The organism is Ruegeria sp. HKCCA5839, assembly GCF_013035585.1.
In the GTDB taxonomy this organism is placed as follows: domain Bacteria; phylum Pseudomonadota; class Alphaproteobacteria; order Rhodobacterales; family Rhodobacteraceae; genus Ruegeria.
In genome coordinates, this window is record NZ_WQIE01000002.1 from 134,728 (window position 1) to 159,764 (window position 25,037).

Genomic DNA, 25,037 nt, shown 5'->3' on the forward strand with positions numbered 1-25,037 from the left:
GCCGTCGCGCGCCGCTCGACCTGCGGTCATCGCCCCGCCCACCGTCCCGTTTTTACGTATCGCCGGGAGGGGCTGATGCTGGATAATTCCGAAGGATATGTCACCGAAGACGGCCGCAAGATCGGTGGTGTGGTGATGGAGATGAAGAACATCACCCTGCGCTTTGGCGGTGTGGTGGCGATCAAGGATATCTCGTTCGACATTCGCGAAGGCGAGATCCGCGCCATCATCGGGCCGAACGGGGCAGGCAAATCCTCGATGCTGAACGTGATCTCGGGATTTTATGTCCCGCAGGAGGGTGAGGTTTGGTTCCATGGTGCAAAGCGCCCGCAGATGCGGCCGTTTGAGGTGGCGCAACAGGGTATTGCGCGGACCTTCCAGAACATCGCCTTGTTCGAAGGCATGAGTGTTCTGGACAATGTCATGACCGGGCGGCTGAGCTTTATGAAGACCAACATTCTGCAACAGGCCTGGTGGAAGGGAAAAGCCGAGGCCGAAGAGACGGAAAACCGCGAGGCGGTCGAGAAGATCATCGATTTCCTGGAGATCCAGCACATCCGAAAGACGCCGGTGTCGCGTCTGCCTTATGGGTTGAAGAAGCGGGTCGAACTGGCGCGGGCGCTGGCGGCTGAGCCCAAGCTCTTGCTGCTGGATGAGCCGATGGCCGGCATGAATGTCGAGGAAAAAGAGGACATGAGCCGCTTTATCCTGGACGTGAATGATGAGTTCGGCACGACCATCGCGCTGATCGAACATGACATGGGCGTGGTGATGGATCTGAGCGACCGTGTGGTCGTCATGGATTACGGGCGCAAGATCGGGGATGGCACGCCAGATGAGGTGCGCAACAACCAAGAGGTGATCGACGCCTATCTGGGGGTCAGCCATGACTGAGGTGCGGGCAGAAATTGGGGGAGGCGCTGATGCCTGAACAACTGATTTTCGCGATGGAGGTGATCCTTAACGGTCTGATGGCCGGGGTGCTTTATGCTCTGGTCGCGCTCGGCTTTGTGCTGATTTACAAAGCGTCGGGGATTTTCAATTACGCCCAAGGGGTTATGGCCCTGTTTGCGGCGATGACGCTGGTTGGGATCATGAATGGGCAGGTGCCGTTTGCGCATCTGATCAATGCGATTTTCGGCACTCATGTGCATTATTTCGGCTGGAACGTGCCGGCATTGCTGGCGATCCTCCTGACCATGGCGGTGATGGTGTTGATGGCTTGGGCGGTGCAGCGCTTTGTCATGCGGCATCTGGTGGGGCAGGAGCCGATCATTCTGTTCATGGCGACCATCGGGCTTGCGTTTTTCCTTGAGGGCGTGGCCGACCTGATGTGGGGGTCCGAGATCAAGACGCTGGATGTGGGGCTGCCGCAGGGGATCAACCTGTGGATCGACGAGACGACATTCCAGATCTTCGACTACGGGTTCTTCATCGACAATCTGGATATTGTGGCGACGATCATTGCGGCGCTGCTGGTGGCCGCGCTGGTGGCCTTTAGCCAATACACCAAGCAGGGTCGCGCGATGCGCGCGGTTGCCGACGACCATCAGGCGGCGCTGTCGGTGGGCATCTCGCTGAACTTCATCTGGATCATGGTCTGGTCCGTGGCGGGTTTCGTGGCCCTGGTCGCGGGGATCATGTGGGGCACCAAATCAGGCGTTCAGTTCTCGCTGAGCCTGATCGCGCTCAAGGCGCTGCCGGTTCTGATGCTGGGCGGGTTCACCTCGATCCCCGGAGCCATCGTAGGCGGTTTGATCATCGGTGTGGGTGAGAAACTGTTCGAATTCGCTCTTGGCCCTGCGCTGGGCGGCGCGACCGAGAACTGGTTTGCCTATGTGCTGGCGTTGATCTTCCTGGTGTTCCGACCGCAGGGTCTGTTCGGCGAGAAGATCATCGAGAGAGTGTAGGCATGACCAAACTCATCGCCATCATCAACGTCGTCGCTTGGGCCGGGTTCTGGGCTTTTGGGTACATCGCGCTGACATCCGATGACCTGACCCAGGGCCAGTTGGTAATTGCGTCGATTTTGGCTTTTGCCGGGCTGATCATGGGTGTTCTGGCGTACATGAAACTGGTGCGCGCCTCGGAGGCGAGCGGATATGCCAAGGGGTCCAATCAACTGGACGCTGCTGCCCGCAACCGGGCGCAACAGGAATGGGGAAAGTAATACATGTTCTATCGTGAGGCCGGGGATTTCAAAACATCCTACATCGCCGACAGTCAGACTTTCCCGATCAAGTTTGACCGGTATCGGTACTATGTGGTGTTGGCGGTCGCGTTCGGGATCGTTCCGTTTCTAATCAACGACTATTGGGCCAATGCCCTGCTGCTGCCGTTTCTGATCTATGCTATCGCCGCGATCGGGTTGAATATTCTTGTGGGGTATTGCGGGCAGGTCAGCCTTGGCACCGGCGGCTTCATGGCTGTAGGCGCTTATGCCTGTTACAAGCTGATGACCGCCTTTCCCGATGTCAGCATGTTCATCCATGTCATACTTGCGGGCGGGATCACGGCGTTGGTGGGCGTGTTGTTCGGCCTTCCCAGCCTGCGGATCAAAGGGTTCTATCTGGCGGTTGCCACCTTGGCGGCGCAGTTCTTTCTTGTTTGGCTCTTCAACCGGGTGCCGTGGTTCTACAACTACTCCGCCTCGGGTCAGATCAATGCGCCCGAGCGGGATGTATTCGGCATTATCATCACCGGCCCAAATGCGCCGGCCTGGGCGACCTATCTGTTCTGCCTGGTGTTCCTGACTGTCTGTGCCATCATTGCGCGCAATCTGACGCGGGGCACCATCGGCCGGACCTGGATGGCGATCCGCGATATGGATATCGCAGCTGAAATCATCGGAGTGAACCCGCTTAAGGCCAAACTGACTGCCTTTGCCGTTAGCTCGTTCTTTGTGGGCATCTCGGGCGCGTTGTTCTTTGCGGTCTATCTGGGCGCGGTCGAAGTGGGCGAAGTGTTTGGCATCCAGAAATCATTTCTGGTGCTGTTCATGATCATCATCGGCGGGCTGGGTTCGATCTTTGGATCCTTCGCCGGGGCGGCGTTCTTGGTGCTGTTGCCGGTGCTTCTGAAACTGATCGGGGTCGATCTGCTTGGATGGCCGACGGATATCGTGGCGCATCTGAACCTGGTGATCGTCGGCGCCATGATCATCATGTTCCTGATCCTCGAACCGCACGGGCTGGCACAGCTGTGGCGTGTCGCGAAAGAGAAACTCAGACTCTGGCCGTTCCCCCATTGACGGGGCCGGCCCAAAGACAAGACGGGCGGCATAAGCCCGTGTTCACCATCGGATCAATCAAGGGAGGAGACACCCGATGAAAAAGAAAATGGCAACCCTGGCGCTGGGCGCGCTGATGGCCGCAGGTCCGGCAATGGCCGACCTTGTGTTCCCCTCGCTCAGCTACCGCACCGGTCCTTACGCGGCGGGCGGTATTCCGTTTGCGGATGGCTATGCCGATTATTTCACTCTGCTGAACGAACGTGACGGTGGTATCGGCGGTGTTCCGGCCCGCGTGATCGAGTGCGAAACCGGTTATAACACCGAAAAAGGTGTGGAATGTTATGAGTCCACCAAAGGTGAGGGCGCGCTGGTCTATCAGCCGCTGTCGACCGGGATCACGTATCAGCTCATCCCCAAAGTGACCGCAGATGGCATTCCGCTGCACACCATGGGGTATGGCCGAACTTCGGCGGCGAATGGCGACGTGTTCAGCCACGTGTTCAACTATCCGGCCAACTATTGGAACGGTGCATCGGGCGCGATCAACTATCTGCTGGACGAAAACGGTGGAGATCTGAGCGGCAAGACAATTGCGCTGGTCTATCATAACTCGGCTTATGGCAAAGAACCGATCCGCACGTTGGAAACTCTGGCCGAAAAGCATGGCTATGACCTGACGCTGCTGCCTGTTGACCACCCAGGTCAGGAACAGAAATCGCAGTGGCTGCAAATCCGCCGTGAAAAGCCTGACTATGTGATCATGTGGGGCTGGGGCGTAATGAACCAGGTCGCGGTTCAGGAAGCCGCCAATATCCGCTTCCCGATGGAGAACTTCATCGGTGTCTGGTGGTCGGGTGCCGAATTCGACGTTGAACCGGCAGGTGACAAGGCCACCGGCTATAAGGCGCTGACCTTTACCGGTCTGGGCAAGGACTATCCGGTTTATGAAGATCTTCAGAAATACGTCGTTGATGCCGGTAAGGCTGCGGGTGCTGGAGATCAGCTGGGCTCGGTGCAGTACAACCGTGGTCTTTATGCTGCAATGCTGGCAGCTGAAGCCGTGAAAACCGCGCAGGAGATGCATGGCACGGCCGAGATCGACCCGTCCATGATGCGCGACGGGATGGAAGCGCTTGAGATGACCAATGCCAAGATGGAAGCTTTGGGCATGGCAGGTTTCGGCCCCGAGTTCTCGGTGTCCTGTGAAAACCACGGTGGCCCCGGTCTGGTTGGTGTTGTCCAGTGGGATGCGGCAGCTGGAACCTGGAACTCGATCCAGGATTTCAAGCCAACCGATGCCGAAGTCATCAACGCGTTGATCGCAGAGGACTCGGCAGCTTATGCGGCTGAGAACAACATCGAAACACGCTGCAACTGATGAAACCCCAGGGGCGGCGGGCAGCTGCCGCCCCTATCAATCGGCCCAAACAGGGCAGGCTTAAGGACACGCGCTGATGCTTGATGCGGCACAAACCACCGACGTGCAGGCGGAAACCCTGCTTGAGGTCAACAATATCGAGGTGATCTATAACCACGTGATCCTCGTGTTGAAAGGCGTCAGCCTGACCGTTCCCAAAGGCGGTATCACGGCGCTCTTGGGCGGCAATGGTGCGGGCAAGACAACGACCTTGAAAGCCGTATCAAACCTTTTGCATTCCGAACGCGGTGAAGTCACCAAAGGCTCGATCAAGTATCGCGGCGAGAGCGTTCATGAAAGCGATCCGGCTGTTCTGGTAGAAAAAGGTGTAATTCAGGTGATGGAAGGCCGTCACTGTTTCGAGCATCTGACGGTGGAAGAGAACCTGCTGACCGGCGCTTATACGCGCAAAGACGGGGCCACCGCGATCCAGAAGGATCTGGAACTGGTCTATAGCTATTTCCCCCGCCTTGCAGAACGGCGCAAAAGCCAGGCGGGCTATACCTCGGGCGGGGAACAGCAGATGGTGGCCATGGGCCGCGCCCTGATGTCACGACCCGAAACCATTCTGCTGGACGAACCTTCGATGGGTTTGGCGCCGCAATTGGTTGAAGAGATTTTCGGCATCGTGAAGGATCTGAACGAAAAGGAAGGCGTGTCTTTCCTGCTGGCGGAACAGAACACCAACGTGGCGCTGCGGTTTGCGCACTACGGATACATCCTGGAATCGGGTCGCGTTGTGATGGATGGGCCAGCTGCTGAATTGCGTGAAAACCCGGACGTTAAAGAATTTTACCTTGGCATGTCGGATGAAGGCCGCAAAAGCTTTCGCGACGTGCGCTCGTACCGCCGCCGCAAGAGATGGCTGTAAGCGGATGGAGGATATGGCAATGACCTATTTCGACGCATTGGAAACCCGCTCTGCCGATGAACGCGCGGCAGATCAACTTACGCGCGTCAAAGACCAGATCGAACGGGCCAGTTCCGTTCCGGGCGCTTGCCGGATCACGGACCACACAGTCGAAACGCTGGATGATCTGGCCAAGCTGCCTGTGCTGCGCAAGTCGGAACTGGCGGCGTGGCAGTCGGAAAACCCTCCGTTTGGCGGGGTGTTCACCTCCAATGTCGCGCATATCTTTCAAAGCCCGGGCCCGATTTATGAACCCGGTGGCATCAGCCATGACTGGTGGCGCATGGGGCGGTTTCTGCACGCGGCAGGCATAGGGTCTGGGGACATCGTCCAGAACTGCTTTGGTTATCATCTGACACCTGCGGGTATGATCTTTGAAAGCGGCGCGCGCGCGGTCGGGGCCACCGTGCTGCCTGCGGGCACAGGTCAGACGGAATTGCAGGTTACCGCCGCCCGTGACATCGCCTGTACCGCCTATGCCGGGACACCGGATTATCTGAAAGTGATTTTGGACAAGGCGGATGCGATGGGCGTAGGGCTCAACTTCTCAAAAGCCGTCGTGGGCGGTGGCGCGCTGTTCCCGTCGCTGCGTCAGGAATATGCGGATCGTGGGATCTCATGCCTGCAATGCTATGCCACCGCTGATCTGGGCAACGTGGCCTATGAAAGCCCTGCGATGGAGGGCATGATCATCGATGAGCATGTCATTGTCGAGATCGTGACCCCCGGCACGGGCACTCCGGTCGCGCCGGGTGAGGTGGGTGAGGTGATCGTCACCTCGCTGAACCCCGACTATCCGCTCATCCGTTTTGCAACCGGCGATCTGTCTGCCGTGATGCCGGGGCAGTCGCCCTGCGGGCGCACCAATCTGCGCATCAAGGGCTGGATGGGACGCGCGGATCAGACCACCAAGATCAAAGGCATGTTCGTGCGGCCCGAGCAGGTGGCTGCGCTGGTCGACAAACATGACGAGATCGTCAAAGCCCGCGTCATCGCGGCGCGTCAGGGCGAAATGGACACGATGACGGTACAGATCGAAAGCCCCGGTGGTGATGACATGGCCTATGCCAAATCGGTCACCGAAGTGCTGAAACTGAAAGGCGCGATCGAGGTTGTGGCCCCGGGATCCTTGCCCAAGGACGGTTTGGTGATCGAAGATCAGCGCGTTTACGAATAGCGCACGGGTGACGGTGCCATAGAATTGTTGGCGCCCCCACTGGTGTTTCCGACCGTTTTCGTCGAATAAAGGCAGCAACCTGAATTGGGGCTGCCTAAGACGCATGGCCGAAGTCGAATACTCAGAAAACGGGACCCGCAATCGCGGGGCGCTGGGCACCCGCGTGCTTGGCTTTGTGGCCTATGCGGTGGCTGCTGCCTGTCTTCTGCCGATGGTCGCTGTTGCCCTTGCTGCGGTCACTGGCGGAACAGATACCGTCTCACACCTGATCAGCACGGTGTTGCCGGGCTATACGCTGACCACGGCGGTGCTGGTTGTTCTGGTGTCGATAGGCACGTTTTCAATCGGCGTTGGCGCAGCGTGGCTTGTGACGATGACACGGTTTCCCGGTGTACGTTTCTTTGAAATCGCTCTGGTCCTGCCCTTGGCCTTTCCCGCCTATGTGCTGGCCTATGCCTATACGTTCATTCTGGATCACCCGGGCATTGTGCAATCAACCCTGCGTCAGGTCACCGGCTGGGGGCCGCGAGACTACTGGTTCCCGGAAATCCGCTCGACCGAGGGCGCAGCGGCGATGCTGGTTCTGGTTCTCTACCCTTATGTGTACCTGCTGGCGCGGGCCGCGTTCTTGCAGCAAAGCGACCGGGCGTTTCTGGCCGCGCGGGCCTTGGGCAACAGCCCGTGGGCGGCGTTCTGGCGGGTGTCTTTGCCGATGGCGCGACCGGCCATTGCCGGAGGCGTTCTGCTGGCGGTGATGGAGACTATCGCCGATTTTGGCACCGTTTCGTATTTCGGCGTTCAGACCTTTGCCACCGGGATTTATTCCAGCTGGTTTTCGCTGGCAGACCGCGCGGCAGCAGCGCAACTGGCGCTGTGTTTGCTGGCTTTTGCGCTGATCATGGCGGTGACAGAACGCCAGCAGCGCGGTAAGGCGAAATACTACCAACAAGGCAAACGCCACGTGGCGGGCGCGGCCTCTCACCTAAAGGGGTGGGGTGCAGCGTTTGCGTTTCTTCTCTGCGCGATACCTGTGTTCCTGGGGTTTGTGCTGCCGGTGATCATTCTGGTGCAAATGGGGCTGGAGTCCGAGCAGAACTTGCTGTCTCGGCGCTATATCGGGTTCATCCAGAACTCTTTGATGCTGGCTGGTATTGCCGCCGTGGTCACGGTTGGGGCGGCCATTTCCATCGGGTTCTTTCAACGCCTCAGACCGGGCAAAGGATCCTCTGCCGCCGCCTATCTTGCCCGTCTGGGCTATGCGGTACCGGGCGGGGTGATTGCGGTGGGGTTGATTGTGCCCTTTGCCGGGTTTGACAACGCGCTGGACGCCTGGATGCGCAAGACCTTTGATGTGTCGACGGGCTTGTTGGTGACCGGATCCATCTGGCTGCTGATCGGAGCCTATATGGTGCGGTTTCTGGCTGCCGCGCTCAGCGCGTATGAAGGTGGTCAAAGCACGGTTCATGCCAATATGGACGCTGCTGCCCGATCGCTTGGGCAATCGCCGATTGGCACGCTGCGGCGTGTTCACCTGCCGATCCTGACGCCATCACTTCTGACCGCTTTGCTGATCGTGTTTGTCGATGTGATGAAAGAGCTGCCAGCGACCCTGATCATGCGACCTTTCAATTTCGACACGCTGGCGGTGCAGGCCTATCGTCTCGCCTCGGACGAACGGCTTGAGGGCGCGGCAGTGCCGTCATTGGTCATTCTGGCTGTCGGTTTGCTGCCCGTGATCCTGATTTGCCGTCAGGTCGGGCGCAGATGACACCTGCACCCAAATTGTTACCGCCGGGCTTGATTCATTTGTGAATTCCGGCAAGGCTTGTGTCATGAATATGCAGCCTCCCAGCCGGTTTCCCTCACGCCCGGCCCAGATGCCCGTCGCTTTCGACCGGCGAGAGATGTCTCAGATCCTTTCCGTATATGGCCGGATGGTCGCCGCCGGGGAATGGCGGGATTACGGGATATCCAACCTCAAAGATGTGGCAATATTCTCGATCTTTCGGCGCACGGCAGAGCATCCGATCTATCGGGTCGAGAAACACCCCCGCCTGCGCATGCGTCAGGGGATGTATTCGGTGGTGGGGATGGACGGTCGTATCCTGAAGCGCGGCCATGACCTGACCGCCGTTCTGCGCGTGCTTGAGCGCAAGCTGATCCGCTCAGTGGACCTGGATTAGAGCCTAAACCTTGGGGTGTCGGCCAAAACCGATCACTGCCCCGAACTCTTTTTGACCGATGCGCTCAATGGCTTGGTCCAGAGGCTCGTTGGCGACGGCCATGTGATATGCATTGGCGTGCAATAGCGTGCCCGGATCCAGCATCATGCCCACATGACCTTTCCAGAACACCAGATCGCCCCGGCGCAGATCGGTTTTTTGGATAGGTTCGAAGAAGGCTAATTGCATATCGCTGTCGCGCGGGCAGGAAAGGCCACAGGCGTTGAAGGCGGTTTGCATCAGGCCCGAGCAATCAATCCCCAGCGCCGTGTCGCCTCCATAGATATATGGCGTGGTCAGAAAGCTTTCGGCCACGGTCGCGGGGTCAGAAGCGCGCCAGTTGATCGGAGCCAACTGCGTGTCGCGCAGATAAAGCGGTGTTGTGATGTGGCTAGGGTGTTTGATGGGCATCCAGCCTGAGGCGCTTGGCATCGCATCATGCTCAGGCCAGTGTTCCACGCCACAGCCAAAGGGCAGGACCTGTTCATTGGCGTTTTTCGTGACATCTGGATGCTGCAAAGCGACCGCGCGCGGCACGCAGACGCGATGTGTCGGATGGAACTTTGCATGTCCCACATCGGTGTCCACCCACCCGACATATCCATCTTTTTCGCGGTAACCGAACAGGTGTTTCTGCGTTTTGTCCAGAACAACAAAGGCCTCGCCGCTCAGCAACTGGCATTGCCGTGTGCCTTCGGGATCGTCCAGAATGTCGGTTACAACGCGATGAAAATACGTCACTTCGCCTTCGGTGAAATGCTCGGCCTCAACCTGACCCTTCAGCGAGCTATGCGCGACCCGGCCATTTGAACGCAGAAGCCGCCTGTCCATCACAGGTCCAGGATTTCCGGCAGGGCGGCCAGTATCGCGCGGGGGCCCTGACCCAATCCGCCTTTGCTGCGCCCGGGTTCTTTGCTGCGTTGCCAGGAATAGATGTCGAAATGCATATAGCGACAGTCGCCCACAAAGCGGCGCAGGAACAGCGCTGCCGTGATCGAACCTGCAAACCCGCCAGAGGGCGCATTGTCCAGATCGGCAATCCCGGGCTCGATCAAGGATTCATAGGGTGTATGAAATGGCATCCGCCAAACCGGGTCAGCGGCCTTGGCTGCGGCATCGCTCAGGGCTTGGGCCGCAGCGTCGTCATCGGTGTAGAACGGGGCCAGATCCGCGCCCACCGCAACACGCGCCGCACCGGTCAGCGTCGCCATTGAGATCACCAGATCCGGGTCACCCTCGGACGCCAGGGTCAGCGCGTCGGCCAGAACCAGACGGCCCTCGGCGTCTGTGTTGTTGATCTCAACTGTCAGCCCGTTGCGCGCGGTCAGGATATCGCCGGGGCGAAAGGCATCGCCGGCCACCGCGTTTTCAACCGCCGGGATCAGCACCCGAAGCTGCACAGGCAGGTTCAGCGACATGATCATACGCGCCAGCCCCAAAACATTGGCCGCCCCGCCCATGTCTTTCTTCATCAGCCCCATGGCTGCTGCCGGTTTCAGATCCAGCCCGCCGGTATCAAAACAGACACCCTTGCCCACCAAGGTCAACTTGGGACCGGCATTGCCCCAGCGGATATCGATCAGGCGCGGCGCCTGATCCGCAGCACGGCCGACGGCGTGAATCATCGGGAAATTCTGCTGTATCAGAGCCTCACCTGCGATCACGCCGCAACTTGCGTCAAAGGTTTGCGCCAGATCTTCGGCGGCCTTCTGCAACTGCTCGGGCCCCATATCGGCTGCCGGTGTATTCACCAGATCACGGGTCAGCCCCTCGGCTGCGGCCAAAGCTTCGATCAGGTCTGAGTCAACCGTATCCGGAGCAATCAGCCGTGCATTAGCAGCCGACTGGGCGGCATACCGATCAAAGGTATAACCGGTCAGCAACCATCCCAGACACTCGACCTCGGCGACGTCAGTGGGCAGGCCCGAAGCAATCCGATAAGTGCCTTCGGGTAGGGCCTGAGCGGCAGCGGCCAGAGGGAACCGTTTGCGCGCCCGGCTTGCGGCTGTTCCGTACCCGGCCAGCGCATATTTTGGCGCGCCATCGCCACGCGGTATCAACAGAACCTGCCCTAAACCACCTGAGAACCCATTGGCGCCAACCCAGATCCGGATTTGATCTGGTTGGTCGGCCAGCCAGCGCTCCATTTCCGATTGGGCAATGATATGAAGGTCGATGGCCGTGTCTGAAGCGGGGGCGAAGGTGAGGGGCATGGGGGATCCGGCTGGTTTCGTGCTGCGCTCACACTAGCCGCCCACACTGCATCGGCAACCCCCGTTAGACAGAAAGGTCCTGTTGATCCCAAACCGCTGTCAGGGATTTTTCACCCACGCGGATCAGACGATTGAGCGTGGCCCCAGTGCCCACGGCATCCCCGGCTTCGACCGTTTGTACCACGTCGCTGGCAACGCGGGCCAACACGGTCATTCCAGCCTGGTCGGCGATAGCGACCAGCGAGCGCGCGCATTTGCGCAGCTCGGTCCAGTCGCGCTGCCGCCAAAACCGCTCGCAATGGGAAAGCCGCACGGCCAGCTCTTCGATGGTGCGGCACAGCACATCAATCGCGTTGGTGTCCCCCAGATGAGCGCACAACCCCTTTAGCCTATGCGGATCAAGGCGTACGGATTCCTTTTGTTCAAGTGTGATAATCTTTTCCACCACATTCACCCCAATGTCTTATGCCCCCACGGCACAGTGGCGATATTGAGTGCAATGGGTTTGCAAAACCTTGCGGCGAATACGGATAATGTCTCGAATTTTGCGAGAATTCAGGTTACAGCGGCCCTTAGTGCGAAGTTCAAGGATGACAAGATGGAATTTGCCAAACCATTGCCGACCTATCTGGCGAAGCGGTATCAAGGCTGGAAAGCCACAACCTTTTCGGAAAACCAGGGGTGGTACAAACGTTTGGCAACGGAAGGGCAGCGCCCGCGTGCCATGGTGATTTCGTGCTGCGACAGCCGGGTGCACGTGACCTCAATGTTTGGTGCGGATCAGGGCGACTTTTTCATCCATCGCAACATTGCCAATCTGGTGCCGCCCTATCTTCCGGATGGGGATCACCACGGTACAAGTGCTGCGATTGAATATGCTGTGACCGCTTTGAAAGTGTCGCACCTGATCGTGTTGGGCCATTCGCAATGCGGCGGCATTCAGGGCTGTATCGACATGTGCAAAGGCCATGCGCCGCACCTGGAAGCGAAAGAAAGCTTTGTGGGGCGTTGGATGGATATCCTCAAGCCGAAATACGATCTGGTCTCGGACATCGAAGACCCTCAGGAACAAGCCCGCAACTTCGAGCGTCAGGCCGTCGTCGCCTCACTTGAAAACCTGATGACCTTCCCGTTTGTCGCGGACGCGGTGAAAGAGGGTGAGCTGAGCCTGCATGGTCTGTGGACCGATATCGGCGAAGGGGGTTTGCAATGCTATGACCCGCAGCAAAAGGCCTTTGTCTCGGTCTAGGCTGTAGGATTCGCCCCCGGTCCATGTATCATCCCGGCATAACACCGGATTCGGAGTGGTTTCATGAGACTGATTAAGCGAATTTTTGGTTTTCTTTTGGTTCTTATCCTGGCTCTTGTGGGCATATCCTATTTGCTGCCCGGCAAGGCCGAAGTGTCGCGCAGCATAGCGATCAACGCCCCTGCTGATGCGATCTTTCCGTATGTGAACTCGATGCAAGAGACGGAAAAATGGTCACCTTGGTTGTCACGCGACCCGGAAACGCAACTGAGCTATAGCGGCCCCGAGGCCGGCGTGGGCAACATTCTGAACTGGAGCTCTGAACACCCTCAGGTCGGCACGGGTTCGCAAGAGATCGTCGAAAGCGTCGAGAACGAGCTGGTCAAGACCGCGCTGGATTTTGGTCCGATGGGCAAAGCAACGGCTTCGTTTCAATTGCAGCCGGAAGGAAGTGAAACCCTCGTGACATGGGGTTTCGAATCCGATCTGGGGCTCAACCCGATGTCGCGCTGGATGGGCCTCATGATGGATGGATGGGTCGGTGGCGATTATGAGCGTGGTTTGGAAAACTTGAAAACCATGGTTGAAAGCCAGGGTTAAGGCGCGAAAAGGCTCTAATTCAGCTTAAAGCGCGCGAGTTTGCCCAAGTGGTCCGAACCCATATAGGGGCGCAGCTCGATCGTGCCCTGGGTGCCTTCAGGCAGTAGGACATTGTCAATCGACAGGGGCAGGAACGTGCCCCCTAAGTAATGGGTGTTCTCAATGGTGCCGAACAGTTCGTTCCCGGCGGCCTCGGCAATTCGGCGCACGCTTGCGCCCCAAGGCACCATGTTGAAGTCACCGGCGATCACAACCGGCGCGTCCAGGGCTGCGATGGTCTCTACCGCCTCTTTGGTCTGTTCGAATTGTTCGAAGGGAAAGGGCCAGTCCAGATGTACGGACACGGCCCAGATTTCCTGACCGTCTGGTGCGATCACTTTCACCCCGGCCAAACCACTTCCCTCGGTACAGAACTCGGTCCCCTCGACCACAGGCAGTTGCGTCAGGACAACGACGTGCTGATCGGGGCGAAACTGGCAAAATACGCGGTTTGGAAAAAACGCGAACATGTTGGCCATGTATTCGCGGTTATGGGCCGAGACCTCTTGCAGCGCGACGATATCGGCATCTGAGGCGATGATGTCATCGGCCAGAGAATAACGCGGCCAGGCCTTTTGCAGCAGGTTCTTTTGATAAAGCGTCAGGCAGGTGTCATCGCAATCGCCGGACGGCCCCCTGAGATCGCCAAGGATCGAGCCGAAAGCAAGCGCGGAGAACAGAGCCGAAGCCAGGGCCAGACGTATCGACCGAAGCAACACGAATGCAAGCGCGCACAGTAAAAGCAACGCTCCGGCCTGCGGGCGCAAGATCGCCAGCGAGTCTCCTACACTCAGAAACCGCCCGGTGAATCCGGCCAACACCAGCGCAATCAGCAAGACGCAGAAAACCACAAGCAGGGTATGCCACCGGGTATTGCCTGTGAAAACCGCCATATACTGCCTCGATTGCCCCGCTTGGATTGTATGACGCGGGTTATTGAGCTTTTGGAACCGAATGGTCTGCCTTACCCGTCAGGTGACGCGACACCAAGGGTTTGTCAAGAATTGCATTAGAGCTGCTATGCCAAGGTCAAATCTGACCAACAAAAAAGCCGCTTCTAGGCGAAGCGGCTTAAGAGGGTTGCAGAATATCAACCTTAACCCTTTTTCAGAACCTCACGGCCCAGAAGTTCGGCGATCTGTACCGCATTCAGCGCAGCACCTTTACGCAGGTTGTCTGAGACGCACCACAGGTTCAGGCCGTTTTCGATGGTTGAATCCTGGCGGATGCGGCTGATGAAGGTGGCGAAATCGCCTGCGCTTTCGATGGGCGAGACATAACCGCCGTCTTCGCGCTTATCGATCACCATGATGCCGGGGGCCTCGCGCAGGATGTCGCGGGCTTCGTCTTCGTCCAAGAATTCCTCGAACTCGATATTCACGGCCTCAGAATGGCCCACAAAGACCGGCACGCGGACGCAGGTGGCCGTGACCTTGATCGACGGATCGACGATCTTTTTGGTCTCAACCACCATCTTCCACTCTTCCTTGGTCGAGCCGTCTTCCATGAAGACGTCGATCTGCGGAATGACGTTGAAGGCGATCTGCTTCTGGAACTTCTTGGGTTCAACTTCGGTGGTCGGGTTGTAGATGGCTTTGGTCTGATCCCACAGCTCATCCATCCCGTCTTTACCGGCACCAGAAACCGACTGATAGGTCGACACAACCACGCGCTTGATCTTGGCGCGGTCATGCAGCGGTTTCAGTGCGACAACCATCTGCGCGGTCGAGCAGTTGGGGTTGGCGATGATGTTCTTGTTCTTATAGTTGTGGATCGCTTGCGGGTTGCACTCGGGCACGATCAACGGAATTTCGGGGTCATAGCGATAGAGCGAGCTGTTATCGATCACAACGCAACCCGCCGCAGCCGCTTTAGGGCCATAGGTCTTGGTTGCGTCCGAGCCGATGGCAAACAGCGCCATGTCCCAGCCGGTAAAGTCAAACGTGTCGATGTCCTGGGTCGTCAGTGTCTTGTCGCCAAAGCTCACCTCTGTTCCCAGCGAACGACGGCTTGCCAGTACGGCAATTTCATCGACGGGGAACTGGCGTTCTGCCAGGATGTTCAGCATTTCGCGGCCCACATTGCCTGTGGCGCCGGCGACAACGACGCGATAGCCCATTTCATGTCTCCAAAGTTAAGGACGCGCGTTCATAGCCGCGTTGCAGCAAAGAAAAAAGGGCAATCGGTGTGGATTTCGCCGAATTGACGCCGATTTTAACCGGTTCTTTCGCCCAACAGCGTCTGATAGAGGGCCACCAGCGTTTTTGCTTCACCATTGATGTCGAAATTCTCTTCGACATGGGCGCGGGAAGCCTGGCCGGACAGTGCAAGGGAATCGCGGTTCTCCAGCATCTCTGCCGTGGCGTTGGTCATTTCCGATATGTTGCCGGGTTCGACTATGCGCCCCACTGATACGTCTGTTACGATCTCGGAAAATGCGCCAACATCGGTCGCGACCACAGGCACGCCGCAGGCCATGGCCTCAAGCGGAGTCAGACCGAACCCTTCCCAGCGTTGCGGGGCGATGAACAGATCCAGCACCTGATACCATTCGGCGATCTGATCCACTGTGACCTCGGGCTTGAACAGGATACGATCAGAAAGCCCTGCGGCGGTGACCTTGTCTTTCAGCTCTGCCAGAAAGCCCGTGTGCTTTTCGGTCGCGCGACCCATCACGATGCCCGAGACATCATCGAAACGTCCACAAAGCTCGATCATGGTATCAACGAAAGCGTCCGTGCCCTTCTGATGGCGGATGCGACCATAGCAGCCCAGCACAAGCCCATCCGGCAGACCCAACCGCGAACGCAGCGCGGCTTTGTCCTGTGGCGGAGTGAAGTCTTGAAGGTTGATGCCGTGCAGGATGACCTGAGCATCGCGCTCCAAATACCCGGCGGTTTTGCGCGAAGTGGCCACAAGTGCGTCCATCTTGCCGATCAGCCATTTGGTATAGCCGGTATGGGCCCGTTGCGAGGCGCTGGTGAACAGCAGCTTGAGCCGCAATCGCAGGACGTCGCGCAGGATCAGGCCCAGCAGCATCTCGTTATTGCGACGGGCATGCCAAACTCGCAGGGTTTTGCGCGACAGAAATGGCAGGCGGCTTAGTGGGATATGCGGGATATCATCCGGCAGACCGGGCCCGGTGGCAGCGATGTCGATCCACTGCGCCTGGAGGGGCACCAGCCGCGCAATCGTTGCAGTGACGCCCGACAGTCTGCGCTTGAGATTGGGGGCAATGACAACCGGGTCTTTCACGCAGGTCTCCTGAGTATGATCAGTCCAGGCTGTCGCGGCTGAACAGATATATCAAACAGCCGATCGCCAGCGCGACAGCGAAAAAGCCGAATATCGCTGTGTAGGGTGCGGTTGGGCTGATGTCTACCGTTGCCGCATGGATGCGACCGGTTGCGAATTGGGCGATCCCCACACCGCCAATGCCAAAGAGGTTCAGCAGTGTGACACCACGCCCGACCAGATGGGGTGGGATGAATGCACGACCATGAGCCATGATGACAGGGAAAGACGCCCCGGTGAAACCGATGACCGCGGCCAGCGCAATGGAAATCCAGACAGCGTTCTGTATCCAGAGGCACAGCAGCACCAAGGCAAGGACACTCAGCGCGTTGCCGCCAAAGATCACCCATTTTCGGGTCTGTAAAAGGCGATCAAGCGGGCCATAGGCGAATGTGCCCGCGATCATCGCGGCGCCCATGACCAAAGTGGCCTGACCGATCTGGGTGATATCGAGGGCGAATACATCTCGCAAATAGGGCCCGATCCACAGACCTCGGAGCGCGGCAGAGGGCACATAGGCGACCAGCATCAAGGGCAAGATCGTCCAAAGCACGGGCTGCTTGAGCAAATCCAGCAGCGAGCCTTTATGTTCGGTCACAACCTTTTCGGGGTCACGCACCGTTGCCCAGATCGCGATGGCGATGATCGCCGAGATGACAGCTAACCCCGTCAATGTACCGCGCCAGCCAATCCACTCCACTGCCAATGCGGTCGGGTAGGAGGCAACCAGATTGCCGACCGAGCCAACTCCTAACATAACCGCTGCCAGCGTGGCGAATTTTGCCGGAGGATATTCCCGGGCGAAGATGAAATACGAGGCCATTAGGACGGGTGAGCATCCAACCCCGATCAGGGCCATCGCAAGGCTGACATGAAACGGTGTGCTGGCCATGGCAAACAAGGCTGCCCCCCCCGCACCACCGATCATGAGCAGAACCGCCGAGCTTTGCCGGGGACCAACGCGGTCAAGCGCCCATCCGACCGGGATCTGCATAGCAGCAAAGACCAGAAACCAAAGCCCGGAGGCAAAAGCCAGATCCTCGGGTGTGGCGCCGATATCGCGGCCAAGATCCACCGTAAGAACGGCCAGAAACGCGCGAAAAAACTGGCTGAGGACGTAAGCCAGACATAATACAATCAAACCTGCCTGCATCTTTGTCCTCCTTGTCTGCATGCTTTGCATGTCTGAGGAACGTGCACAAGCGCGTGCAGTTTGCTGCCGGAGGCTGACAACATTCACAATTGCTCTAGCTTTTTCAGCATTTACACCTCACCGTTGAGAGACCCATGACCAACGCGATTTCAGACTTTTACGACTCGGTCCCCGTGACACGTGACTTTCTGGGTCTCAGTAACCCTGCGGCCTTTACACCTGTGCCCGACGATTGGGTCCTGGGTGTCGCGGATATCGTCAACTCGACCGGCGAGATCGCAAACGGGCGCTATAAGGTTGTGAATATGGTCGGGGCTGCCGTGATTTCCGCCATGATCAATGCGATGGATGGAAAGCTGTTTCCCTACGTGTTTGGCGGCGATGGTGCAGGGTTTGCGATCCCTGCTTCTGATGCAGAGGTCGCGCGCGAGACATTGGCCAAATTGCGCAGTTGGGCCCAAAAGGAATTCGGTATTTCGCTAAGAGCGGCACTGGTTCCCGTAACCGAGATTCGATCTGCAGGGCGCGATTTGCGCGTGGCGCGTCATGCGCCCTCTTCCGGGGTTGATTATGCCATGTTTTCGGGGGGTGGGCTGGCCTGGGCAGAGCAGCAGATGAAAGCTGGAACAATCGGGGTGCAACCGGCCGAAGACGATGCGCTGCCAGACCTGACTGGCCTGTCGTGCCGATGGTCCAACAGTCCGGCGCAAAATGGACAGATCGTGTCTGTTGTGATACAGCCGACAGACAGAGCAACCGAAAGCGACTTTGCCGATCTGGCACAGTCCGTCGTTGCGGCCTCGGAAGGTCTGAGACGTGCCGGACATCCGGTTGCCGAACAGGGGCCGCCGATGAAGTGGCCACCGCCCGGTGTAACGCTGGACGCGCATGTGTCGCGTGCTGGGCGTAATTTAAAGCTCCACAAGATGCGGTTGTTGTTCGAAAACCTGATGATCAGGGGGTTGTTTAAGTTCAAAATCCGCCTGGGTTCGTTTGAGCCTGTGCGGTATCAACGCATGGTCAGCGAAAACGCGGATTTCCGTAAGTTCGATGACGGTCTGAAGATGACGTTGGATTGCGATTCAGAAACCTTGGCCCGGATCACCCAGATGCTGGATCGCGCGAAAACCGAAGGCAAAATCACCTATGGTCTGCACGCCCAGACCGAAGCAATGATGACCTGCTTTGTACCGTCTGCGATGCGCGACGATCACGTTCATTTCGTGGATGGTGCGTCTGGAGGATATGCACAGGCCGCAGCTGAAATGCGCTCGAAATAGGCTCTAATTAGGGCTTCTTCTCTTCACAAATTCGAGATTTTGAAGATACCCCCGAGTGATGTAGAATCGCGTATGGCCTGTAAACTGCCCCTGACGTCTCGATCCTTGCCGATCGCGTTGCTGCGTGCTCGGGAAAAGGTGATGGGTCCCATACGTGCAACACTGACAGATGCGGGTGTAACCGAGCAACAATGGCGTGTCCTGCGCGTTCTGAACGAGCAAGGCCCGATGGAACCCACGCAAATTGCCGAACAAGCCTGTCTTTTGCTGCCAAGCCTGACGCGTATTCTGCGTAAATTGGAACAAAAAGGTCTAATCGACCGACACCCGGACGTGCAGGATCGGCGCCGGCAAAAGATCCAGATCAGCCGCAAGGGGTTGAATGTCATCGAAGCAAATCTGACCGCAATCCTGGCGCAGGCTGACCGTGTGCGCGAAGCGCTGGGCCCGGATCGACACGAATTGCTGCTGGATCTTCTGGGTGATTTCAATACGCTTGAAAGCTGATCTCGCGCTTCGAATGGGTCGCGGACGCGTTCCGCCGAACCTCAAATGTCGTTAAACAGGGTCCCGTAACCAGCCATCCTGAAATACGACCTTGTCCAAGCCTGCAAACCTCCGGACCCGATCCAGCTCAGACTCAAGTCGTTTGGTGCGGGCGTCAGACCAGCGGATTTTCCGTTCAGGCCATACGGCTTTTATGCTCAGTTCAGAAGCATCGCGCTGGGCTTTCATATCAATCCGCCCAATCAGGCGATCCCCTTCCAAAAGCGGAAAGACGTAATAGCCATAGGTGCGCTTGGCTTCGGGCACAAACACCTCAATGCGATAGTAAAAGCCAAACAGGCGCTCGGCCCTGTGACGATCCCTGAGCATCGGATCAAAGGGGCTGAGAACGCGGATACGCCCGGGCGCTGTCGGTACCGCTTGCGCGGTGGCCACGGCCTTGTGTCTGGTAAAGCATTTGCGCAGACGACCATCTGCGCACTCAACCTCGATCTCTTGAATTTCGCCCTTTGTTAGAGCCTGAACACACCAGAGTTTCGCTTCAGCCGGTGTAACCGTGTCCCAAAAGGCCGCGATCTCGCCTGACGTAGCAAAGCCAAGCCGATCCAGCGCCGCATTGCATAGCCAATCGACCGTTCGGTCTGCATCACAGGGCAAGACACCGGGACAAAGATGCTGTTCGATCACTCGTTCGGTCAGGTCAAAGTGCTTTTGAAACCCGACCCGCCCCACGACGGTCAGAGCGCCAGACCGCCACAGATACTCCAGAGCGGTTTTCGATGGGTGCCAATCCCACCAACCACCGGATGTCTTTTCCTCATCCTTGCCGACATCAGATGAACAGACGGGCCCGTGGTCTTGGATATGGCGCAAGACGGTCTGAAAGCGTTCCTCATACCCGTCACGACGCCAGTTTTTCCATCGCGCTCGAAGCTTTTGTGCATCGCGCTGAAACCGTAAATGCCAATGCGGATAGAACGCCATCGGAATGACAGCGGCATCATGGGTCCAGTGTTCGAACAGCGCTTTGTCGCTCTCGTACAGGCGTTTTAGGTTCTTTGGCCGGTAGGACGGGCGGCGCGAGAACAAGATCATGTCATGCGCGCGCGCGACGGTGTTGATGCTGTCCAGCTGAACAAATCCCAACCGGTGGATCATTTCCAGCAGATCCGCACCCTTGGCACCGCCCGAGGGTTGCTCGGCCAGCGCATGGTGGTGCATGAAAAGGGCCCGTGCGGCCCGGTTGTCCAGTCGCGGTAGCGCCAAGCGTCTAGCGCCGCTTCAACGTATCGCCAAAGTTGATCTTGGGCGTCAGGGTCACGCGGGTTTCAACCTCGGCCTCCGGATCCTCAAGCTGTGCCGCGATGATCTGCGCCGCGTTGCGCCCGATTTCCAGACGGCAGGCATCCATTGTGGCCAGCTTGCGCGGCAGCCCTTGCAACAGTTCGACATTGTTGAACCCGGCCAGACCAATCTGACCGGGCACATCAATACCCTGTTCCAGCAGATACAACAGCCCACCCGCGCCGATCATGTCGTTCGAGTAATACAGAAAATCCAGATCAGGCGAGCGTTCCAGCATGGATTGCGTCATCTCTCGCCCTTTTGCCAGGGCCGAGCCGCCGGAATAGAACTCGCGATCTTCGATTTCGATCCCGTTCTTGCCCAGAACTTCGGTAAAGCCTTCAAACCGCTTGCGGGCGCGGTGATCCAGCGGCATCTTGGTGCCCATGAACCCGATATGCTGATACCCGGCTTTCAGAATCGCCTGCGCCATTTCCCGCCCGGCGCGCCGGTGCGAGATACCAACCATCGCATCCACCGGCTTACCATCTGTATCCATGATCTCGACCACCGGAATACCAGCCGCATCCAGCATGGCGCGCGACGCCTCGGTATGCTCCAGCCCCGCGATGATCACCCCAGACGGACGCCAGGATAGCATCTCGTACAGAACTTTCTCTTCTTTTTCAGGAAGATAATCGGTGACGCCGACCACGGGTTGTAGCTCGGTATCTTCCAGAATCTGGTTGATGCCGGTCAGAACCTCAGGAAACACCATATTCGACAGCGACGGAATGATAACCGCAACCAGGTTCACCCGGCTCGATGCCAAGGCACCTGCAATCTTGTTGGGCACATAACCCAACTCTTTCGCCGCGGCCAGAACCCGAGTGCGCGTGGCATCAGACACATCGCCTCGATTGCGCAACACCCGGCTGACCGTCATTTCGGATACTCCGGACGCTTCTGAAACATCACGAAGGGTAAGCGGGCGTTTTGTGTCTGTTGTCACCGGAGGACCTGCGTCGTTGTTTTGTCCGATGCTATCGTAAACAAGGCAAACTGTTCAATACTCGAGCAAAGCCGATGACATCGCCGAAAAAGCCGGTTACAGACATCGACGCGCGGCCCCGTGGCTCAACTGGATAGAGCAGCCCCCTCCTAAGGGGCAGGTTGCAGGTTCGAATCCTGCCGGGGTCGCCAGGTGATCTTCAAAACTATGTGGTGTCTTTGCCTTGGGGTCCGTATGCGTTGGTCGTTGGCGCGTCGCCTGTTTCGCAGTGTGAACCTGCTTTACCGCTGCGGTTCGGGCCCACGAAATCTCATTGTCGATGGCAACCGCAAGAATCCGAGTGCGAAAAGCTCTGATCACTGCGAGCACTCCCGTGAGCGGGTAGGAATGAAGTGTCAACATCATTCAGAAGGTCTGTGCCTTACCGGAGATCAGACACACACGTCAAAAAGATCAACCGGTATTGAGGCGACAACGCACATGGGCGAGCCTAGATGTGGTGAGCTATTGCACTCGAGCCAAAACCAATCTATCCGAAACCATCTCTGCGGGTGGTAATAGTTTTCCACCTGCAAGACACAGTTTACTTGGCTCTGTTGAGGAAAGTAGTGGCTTGAAATCAGTATGCGGACCTATCTTTGTATTGGGCTTTCCTCGGTCAGGAACGACTGGGCTGGCAAGTGGATTAAGCTGTTTGGACGGGTTCGCGCCGTTCTCTAAGGAGGGGCATTTTTTGTACCTCTTTACCGATGCAATACTGCGCATCAGAGACAATCGAGTTAACCCGAATTGTATCGTTCGAGAAGATAATCCCAAAGCTGCTCTTTTTTCTTCAATCGCCAAAGCAGTTGATGAAACATATATTGATGCGCTGGGTGCAGATTCTCTAAAGTGGATTGATAAAACACCCGGTATTCAACAAGTGAACGCAATACCAGCACTCATGGAGTTGTTCCCTGAAGCATGGTTCTTCTATATTTACAGAGGGCACCGCGAAGCAGTGCGCTCGAACATCGCGACCTGGCCAGATATTTTGGATGGAAAAGAGCTAGAGGTAGCGAACCGCTGGGTTAAGTGCCAGGAGTCGTGGCGCAGAATGCGAAACCATATCCCCGAAGAGAAACGTATGGAAATCTATCAGCCCGATCTAAGAGACAAGCCCGAAGAGGTTGTCGAAGAGATTAGCAGGTTTCTTTCACTGGGACCCAAAGACTATAACGCGCTGACAGGGTTCTGGACACAAAACCGCGTTGTCAACAGGCCAACCTATGGTGAAGCTGCAAAGAGCTATGACAGCCGCGTTTTGAGCAAAAAAACCATAAGGAAGGTAGACGAAATTTGCTCGCAAGAAGCGCGAAATTGGCCAAAGATATTGAAATAGTGAGAAAATGAAAAAGCGCGCAGCCTTTATCGGACACACATTTCACGAAAAAACAGGGTCAAGTAAATTTTTTCAAGAAATAGTATCGGAATTATTTGAAGTCGATAATTTCTTTTTTGATCCAGCAGATCCATTTGGGTTTGACTATTCTTCAATACCTGATGACAGATATGATTTTCTTTTTTTCTGGCAGTCAGAATTGGCAGCAAGCCGGCTTTACAATCACTTTTCAGGGCATTTCGTAATTGTACCGATGTTTGATGGCTCTGCTCGATTGAAAGAAAAGTTCTGGCAGAGATTTCCCAGGGCGACTTTTGTTTCGTTCAGCTTTGGGATGCACTCTATCCTTCAATCTGCAAGCTGCAATAGCGTTCTGGTTCGGTATTATCCCGAGGTTGAAAAAAGGCTCTGGCAATCTGACGCAGAATTATCCGCATATTTTTGGGAACGTCGCCCGGGCTCAGGTTATGACGGAGAAACTGTAATCGAAGCATGTCGCGTTCTTGGGATCCAAAAACTACAAATACATCTTGCCGGAGATTTTTCGTCTGAGATCGAAGAGCGAAAAGCAACATTGCTGGCCGCCGCTTCGTCTAGTGGGCCTGCGATCGAGCTTGCGTTTTCCGAGTGGTTCGACAGCAAAGCACAGGCTATCGCAGAAGCGCGTAAACATGCAGTCTATTTTGCACCGCGTGAAGCCGAAGGTATTGGAATGAGCTTTCTTGAAGCAATGGCGAGCGGGCAAATTGTCATTGGACCGGACAAACCTACGCTTAACGAATACATTTCGGACGGAGAGACCGGGTTTTTGCTTGGAAAAAACCATGGCTCAGAAAGTCTTCCATCTCTGACCGAAAATGGTCTCTTGGAGATGTCAGACCGGATTCTCGAGAGCGTAGCGCGCGGTCGCAAGAATTGGCTGCAGGACGTGAAACGGCTCGAAGACGTTCTCACGCAGGGATACACCGCTAACATCTCGGATCCCGGATCCGAGTTTGAACGTCAAGTGACAATTCAAGCTGGTCTTCGTCAATGAAGATCTCGGTCGTCACAATTGTTCTTAACCCTGACAGTGACTTTGCCAAGACAGCAGAAAGCGTTCTCGCGCAGAATTACACAGAAGTCGAATGGGTCGTTCTTGATGGGTCCAGCTGGTCTGACCCTGGCCGCCAGTATCTCAATCGGTATAAAGAAGCCTTTGATTATTATGCGTCTTGCCCTGACGAGGGTGTGTACGCGGCGATGAATACCGCGTGTGAAAAAGCTTCCGGTGAATATGTCGTGTTTCTGAATTCCGGTGACATCTTCTTCAAGCAGGACACTTTGACAGAGGTCTCACAGTTTCTGCAAAGAGAACCCGATATTCTATATGGTGACCATGACTACGTGTCCGGCGGCGCTCATCATTTCCGAAGAGCTTCTGGAATGGATCAGCTCGCCAAACGTTTATCTGATGGTAATTTAGAAGGTGGCTGGCACGGTCGTTTTCCCTGCCATCAGGCGACCTTCTACAAACGTGAGTTGCTTGCGAAAGAACCCTTTGACACTCAGCTACGCATTGTCGCGGACCACGATCTGCTGCTTCGTGCGCATGCAAAGGGTTACCAAATTCAGCATGCTGAACTGTTTGTCTGCAGGTACTATGGCGGAGGATTTTCCGCACAAAACGCAACACGCTGCGTTGCCGAGTGGTCTGATGTTTACAGCAGATATTCAAACCAGCCTGAGAAGGTAATCGAAAGGTTCTTTGGTCAGCAATTTGTGAAACGGTATGTACGGACAGAAAGAATTCGGTCAGTTAATTCTAATCAGACAAAAGATTCCAACGGGTCGGCTGACTCTGACGAGATCACGTTCGAAGAAAAATTCAAGTCGATTGCCCCAAGGTGGCTAAAGAAAGAAGGGCGTTTTGCAAGTCTGCTTGAAGACGAGCGAAGTATGTTGCAATTGGCTATACGCTATCCGCATAAACTGCTTCGTCTCATCTATATCGGTCGAATCCGACGACGAATGAAGAGAGATCGTTCGAAATAAGACCGTTTACGCATCGGTTTGGATACAAGCTGG

At 56.7% G+C, this 25,037-nt stretch carries 25 protein-coding genes and 1 tRNA gene; 17 read left to right on the top strand and 9 right to left on the bottom strand.

Annotated features, from left to right (window positions below):
• Nucleotides 1-75: 75 nt before the first annotated feature.
• The 9 genes from GOV38_RS06220 (at nucleotide 76) to GOV38_RS06260 (ending at nucleotide 8,919) form a co-directional block, all read left to right on the top strand.
• Nucleotides 76-894 carry an ABC transporter ATP-binding protein gene (locus GOV38_RS06220; protein WP_171208486.1) on the top strand — a complete coding sequence of 273 codons (819 nt, stop codon included), beginning with the start codon at nucleotides 76-78 and terminating at the stop codon, nucleotides 892-894.
• A 29-nt stretch (nucleotides 895-923) separates the two neighbouring features.
• Nucleotides 924-1,910, top strand: coding sequence for a branched-chain amino acid ABC transporter permease (locus tag GOV38_RS06225; RefSeq protein WP_171097513.1), 987 nt, complete (start codon nucleotides 924-926; stop codon nucleotides 1,908-1,910).
• Nucleotides 1,911-1,912: 2 nt separating this feature from the next.
• Nucleotides 1,913-2,170, top strand: coding sequence for a hypothetical protein (locus GOV38_RS06230; protein WP_171097514.1), 258 nt, complete (start codon nucleotides 1,913-1,915; stop codon nucleotides 2,168-2,170).
• A 3-nt stretch (nucleotides 2,171-2,173) separates the two neighbouring features.
• Nucleotides 2,174-3,250 carry a branched-chain amino acid ABC transporter permease gene (locus GOV38_RS06235; RefSeq protein WP_171132580.1) on the top strand — a complete coding sequence of 359 codons (1,077 nt, stop codon included), beginning with the start codon at nucleotides 2,174-2,176 and terminating at the stop codon, nucleotides 3,248-3,250.
• A 76-nt stretch (nucleotides 3,251-3,326) separates the two neighbouring features.
• Complete coding sequence (locus GOV38_RS06240; protein ID WP_171132577.1) at nucleotides 3,327-4,610, top strand: ABC transporter substrate-binding protein; 1,284 nt, start codon at nucleotides 3,327-3,329, stop codon at nucleotides 4,608-4,610.
• Between the two features lie 76 nt (nucleotides 4,611-4,686).
• Nucleotides 4,687-5,520, top strand: a complete 834-nt coding sequence (locus GOV38_RS06245) for an ABC transporter ATP-binding protein (RefSeq protein ID WP_171208487.1) — start codon at nucleotides 4,687-4,689, stop codon at nucleotides 5,518-5,520.
• Between the two features lie 19 nt (nucleotides 5,521-5,539).
• The gene (locus GOV38_RS06250; RefSeq protein WP_171208488.1) at nucleotides 5,540-6,736 is read left to right on the top strand and encodes a phenylacetate--CoA ligase family protein; all 1,197 of its coding nucleotides are present in this window, start codon (nucleotides 5,540-5,542) and stop codon (nucleotides 6,734-6,736) included.
• Between the two features lie 103 nt (nucleotides 6,737-6,839).
• The gene (locus GOV38_RS06255) at nucleotides 6,840-8,504 is read left to right on the top strand and encodes an iron ABC transporter permease (protein WP_171097523.1); all 1,665 of its coding nucleotides are present in this window, start codon (nucleotides 6,840-6,842) and stop codon (nucleotides 8,502-8,504) included.
• A 64-nt stretch (nucleotides 8,505-8,568) separates the two neighbouring features.
• Complete coding sequence (locus GOV38_RS06260) at nucleotides 8,569-8,919, top strand: DUF2794 domain-containing protein (protein WP_171208489.1); 351 nt, start codon at nucleotides 8,569-8,571, stop codon at nucleotides 8,917-8,919.
• A gap of 3 nt (nucleotides 8,920-8,922) precedes the next feature.
• On the opposite strand, the gene GOV38_RS06265 is transcribed toward GOV38_RS06260, so the two are convergent.
• From GOV38_RS06265 to GOV38_RS06275, 3 genes are all read right to left on the bottom strand, one after another.
• Nucleotides 8,923-9,789, bottom strand: coding sequence for a C40 family peptidase (locus tag GOV38_RS06265; RefSeq protein WP_171208490.1), 867 nt, complete (start codon nucleotides 9,787-9,789; stop codon nucleotides 8,923-8,925).
• The gene (locus GOV38_RS06270; protein WP_171208491.1) at nucleotides 9,789-11,171 is read right to left on the bottom strand and encodes a M17 family metallopeptidase; all 1,383 of its coding nucleotides are present in this window, start codon (nucleotides 11,169-11,171) and stop codon (nucleotides 9,789-9,791) included. Before GOV38_RS06270 ends, GOV38_RS06265 begins: the two co-directional genes overlap by 1 nt.
• Before the next feature lie 64 nt (nucleotides 11,172-11,235).
• On the bottom strand, nucleotides 11,236-11,625 hold the full coding sequence (locus tag GOV38_RS06275; RefSeq protein ID WP_171208492.1) for a hypothetical protein: 390 nt from the start codon (nucleotides 11,623-11,625) through the stop codon (nucleotides 11,236-11,238).
• A 144-nt stretch (nucleotides 11,626-11,769) separates the two neighbouring features.
• Between GOV38_RS06275 and GOV38_RS06280 the strand changes: the two genes are divergently transcribed.
• Together GOV38_RS06280 and GOV38_RS06285 are read left to right on the top strand one after the other, a co-directional pair.
• On the top strand, nucleotides 11,770-12,420 hold the full coding sequence (locus tag GOV38_RS06280) for a carbonic anhydrase (protein ID WP_171208493.1): 651 nt from the start codon (nucleotides 11,770-11,772) through the stop codon (nucleotides 12,418-12,420).
• Nucleotides 12,421-12,483: 63 nt separating this feature from the next.
• Nucleotides 12,484-13,020 (top strand): SRPBCC family protein, encoded by a 537-nt coding sequence (locus GOV38_RS06285; RefSeq protein WP_171097533.1) that lies wholly within the window; start codon nucleotides 12,484-12,486, stop codon nucleotides 13,018-13,020.
• A 14-nt stretch (nucleotides 13,021-13,034) separates the two neighbouring features.
• Here GOV38_RS06285 and GOV38_RS06290 read toward each other — a convergent pair whose 3' ends face one another.
• The 4 genes from GOV38_RS06290 to GOV38_RS06305 form a co-directional block, all read right to left on the bottom strand.
• A complete protein-coding gene (locus tag GOV38_RS06290; protein ID WP_171208494.1) occupies nucleotides 13,035-13,952 on the bottom strand; it encodes an endonuclease/exonuclease/phosphatase family protein in 918 nt (305 codons plus the stop codon).
• Between the two features lie 203 nt (nucleotides 13,953-14,155).
• The gene (locus GOV38_RS06295) at nucleotides 14,156-15,178 is read right to left on the bottom strand and encodes an aspartate-semialdehyde dehydrogenase (protein ID WP_171208495.1); all 1,023 of its coding nucleotides are present in this window, start codon (nucleotides 15,176-15,178) and stop codon (nucleotides 14,156-14,158) included.
• Nucleotides 15,179-15,273: 95 nt separating this feature from the next.
• Nucleotides 15,274-16,314 (bottom strand): glycosyltransferase family 4 protein, encoded by a 1,041-nt coding sequence (locus GOV38_RS06300; protein ID WP_171208496.1) that lies wholly within the window; start codon nucleotides 16,312-16,314, stop codon nucleotides 15,274-15,276.
• 19 nt (nucleotides 16,315-16,333) lie between these two features.
• The gene (locus GOV38_RS06305) at nucleotides 16,334-17,506 is read right to left on the bottom strand and encodes an MFS transporter (protein ID WP_171208497.1); all 1,173 of its coding nucleotides are present in this window, start codon (nucleotides 17,504-17,506) and stop codon (nucleotides 16,334-16,336) included.
• Nucleotides 17,507-17,640: 134 nt separating this feature from the next.
• On the opposite strand from GOV38_RS06305, the gene GOV38_RS06310 reads away from it, so the two are divergent.
• Nucleotides 17,641-18,786, top strand: coding sequence for a DUF3095 domain-containing protein (locus GOV38_RS06310; RefSeq protein WP_171208498.1), 1,146 nt, complete (start codon nucleotides 17,641-17,643; stop codon nucleotides 18,784-18,786).
• 72 nt (nucleotides 18,787-18,858) lie between these two features.
• Nucleotides 18,859-19,293, top strand: a complete 435-nt coding sequence (hpaR, locus tag GOV38_RS06315) for a homoprotocatechuate degradation operon regulator HpaR (RefSeq protein ID WP_171208499.1) — start codon at nucleotides 18,859-18,861, stop codon at nucleotides 19,291-19,293.
• 51 nt (nucleotides 19,294-19,344) lie between these two features.
• On the opposite strand, the gene GOV38_RS06320 is transcribed toward hpaR, so the two are convergent.
• Complete coding sequence (locus tag GOV38_RS06320; protein ID WP_171212976.1) at nucleotides 19,345-20,559, bottom strand: winged helix-turn-helix domain-containing protein; 1,215 nt, start codon at nucleotides 20,557-20,559, stop codon at nucleotides 19,345-19,347.
• A 4-nt stretch (nucleotides 20,560-20,563) separates the two neighbouring features.
• Complete coding sequence (locus tag GOV38_RS06325; RefSeq protein ID WP_171132546.1) at nucleotides 20,564-21,589, bottom strand: LacI family DNA-binding transcriptional regulator; 1,026 nt, start codon at nucleotides 21,587-21,589, stop codon at nucleotides 20,564-20,566.
• Between the two features lie 114 nt (nucleotides 21,590-21,703).
• Between GOV38_RS06325 and GOV38_RS06330 the strand changes: the two genes are divergently transcribed.
• The 4 genes from GOV38_RS06330 to GOV38_RS06345 all read left to right on the top strand — a co-directional run bounded on the left by GOV38_RS06330 (nucleotide 21,704) and on the right by GOV38_RS06345 (nucleotide 25,004).
• Nucleotides 21,704-21,780 (top strand) — tRNA-Arg (locus GOV38_RS06330).
• Between the two features lie 308 nt (nucleotides 21,781-22,088).
• A complete protein-coding gene (locus GOV38_RS06335) occupies nucleotides 22,089-22,970 on the top strand; it encodes a sulfotransferase (RefSeq protein ID WP_171208501.1) in 882 nt (293 codons plus the stop codon).
• 7 nt (nucleotides 22,971-22,977) lie between these two features.
• Nucleotides 22,978-24,006, top strand: coding sequence for a glycosyltransferase (locus tag GOV38_RS06340; protein WP_171208502.1), 1,029 nt, complete (start codon nucleotides 22,978-22,980; stop codon nucleotides 24,004-24,006).
• Nucleotides 24,003-25,004, top strand: coding sequence for a glycosyltransferase (locus GOV38_RS06345; protein WP_171208503.1), 1,002 nt, complete (start codon nucleotides 24,003-24,005; stop codon nucleotides 25,002-25,004). Before GOV38_RS06340 ends, GOV38_RS06345 begins: the two co-directional genes overlap by 4 nt.
• Nucleotides 25,005-25,037: the final 33 nt, after the last annotated feature.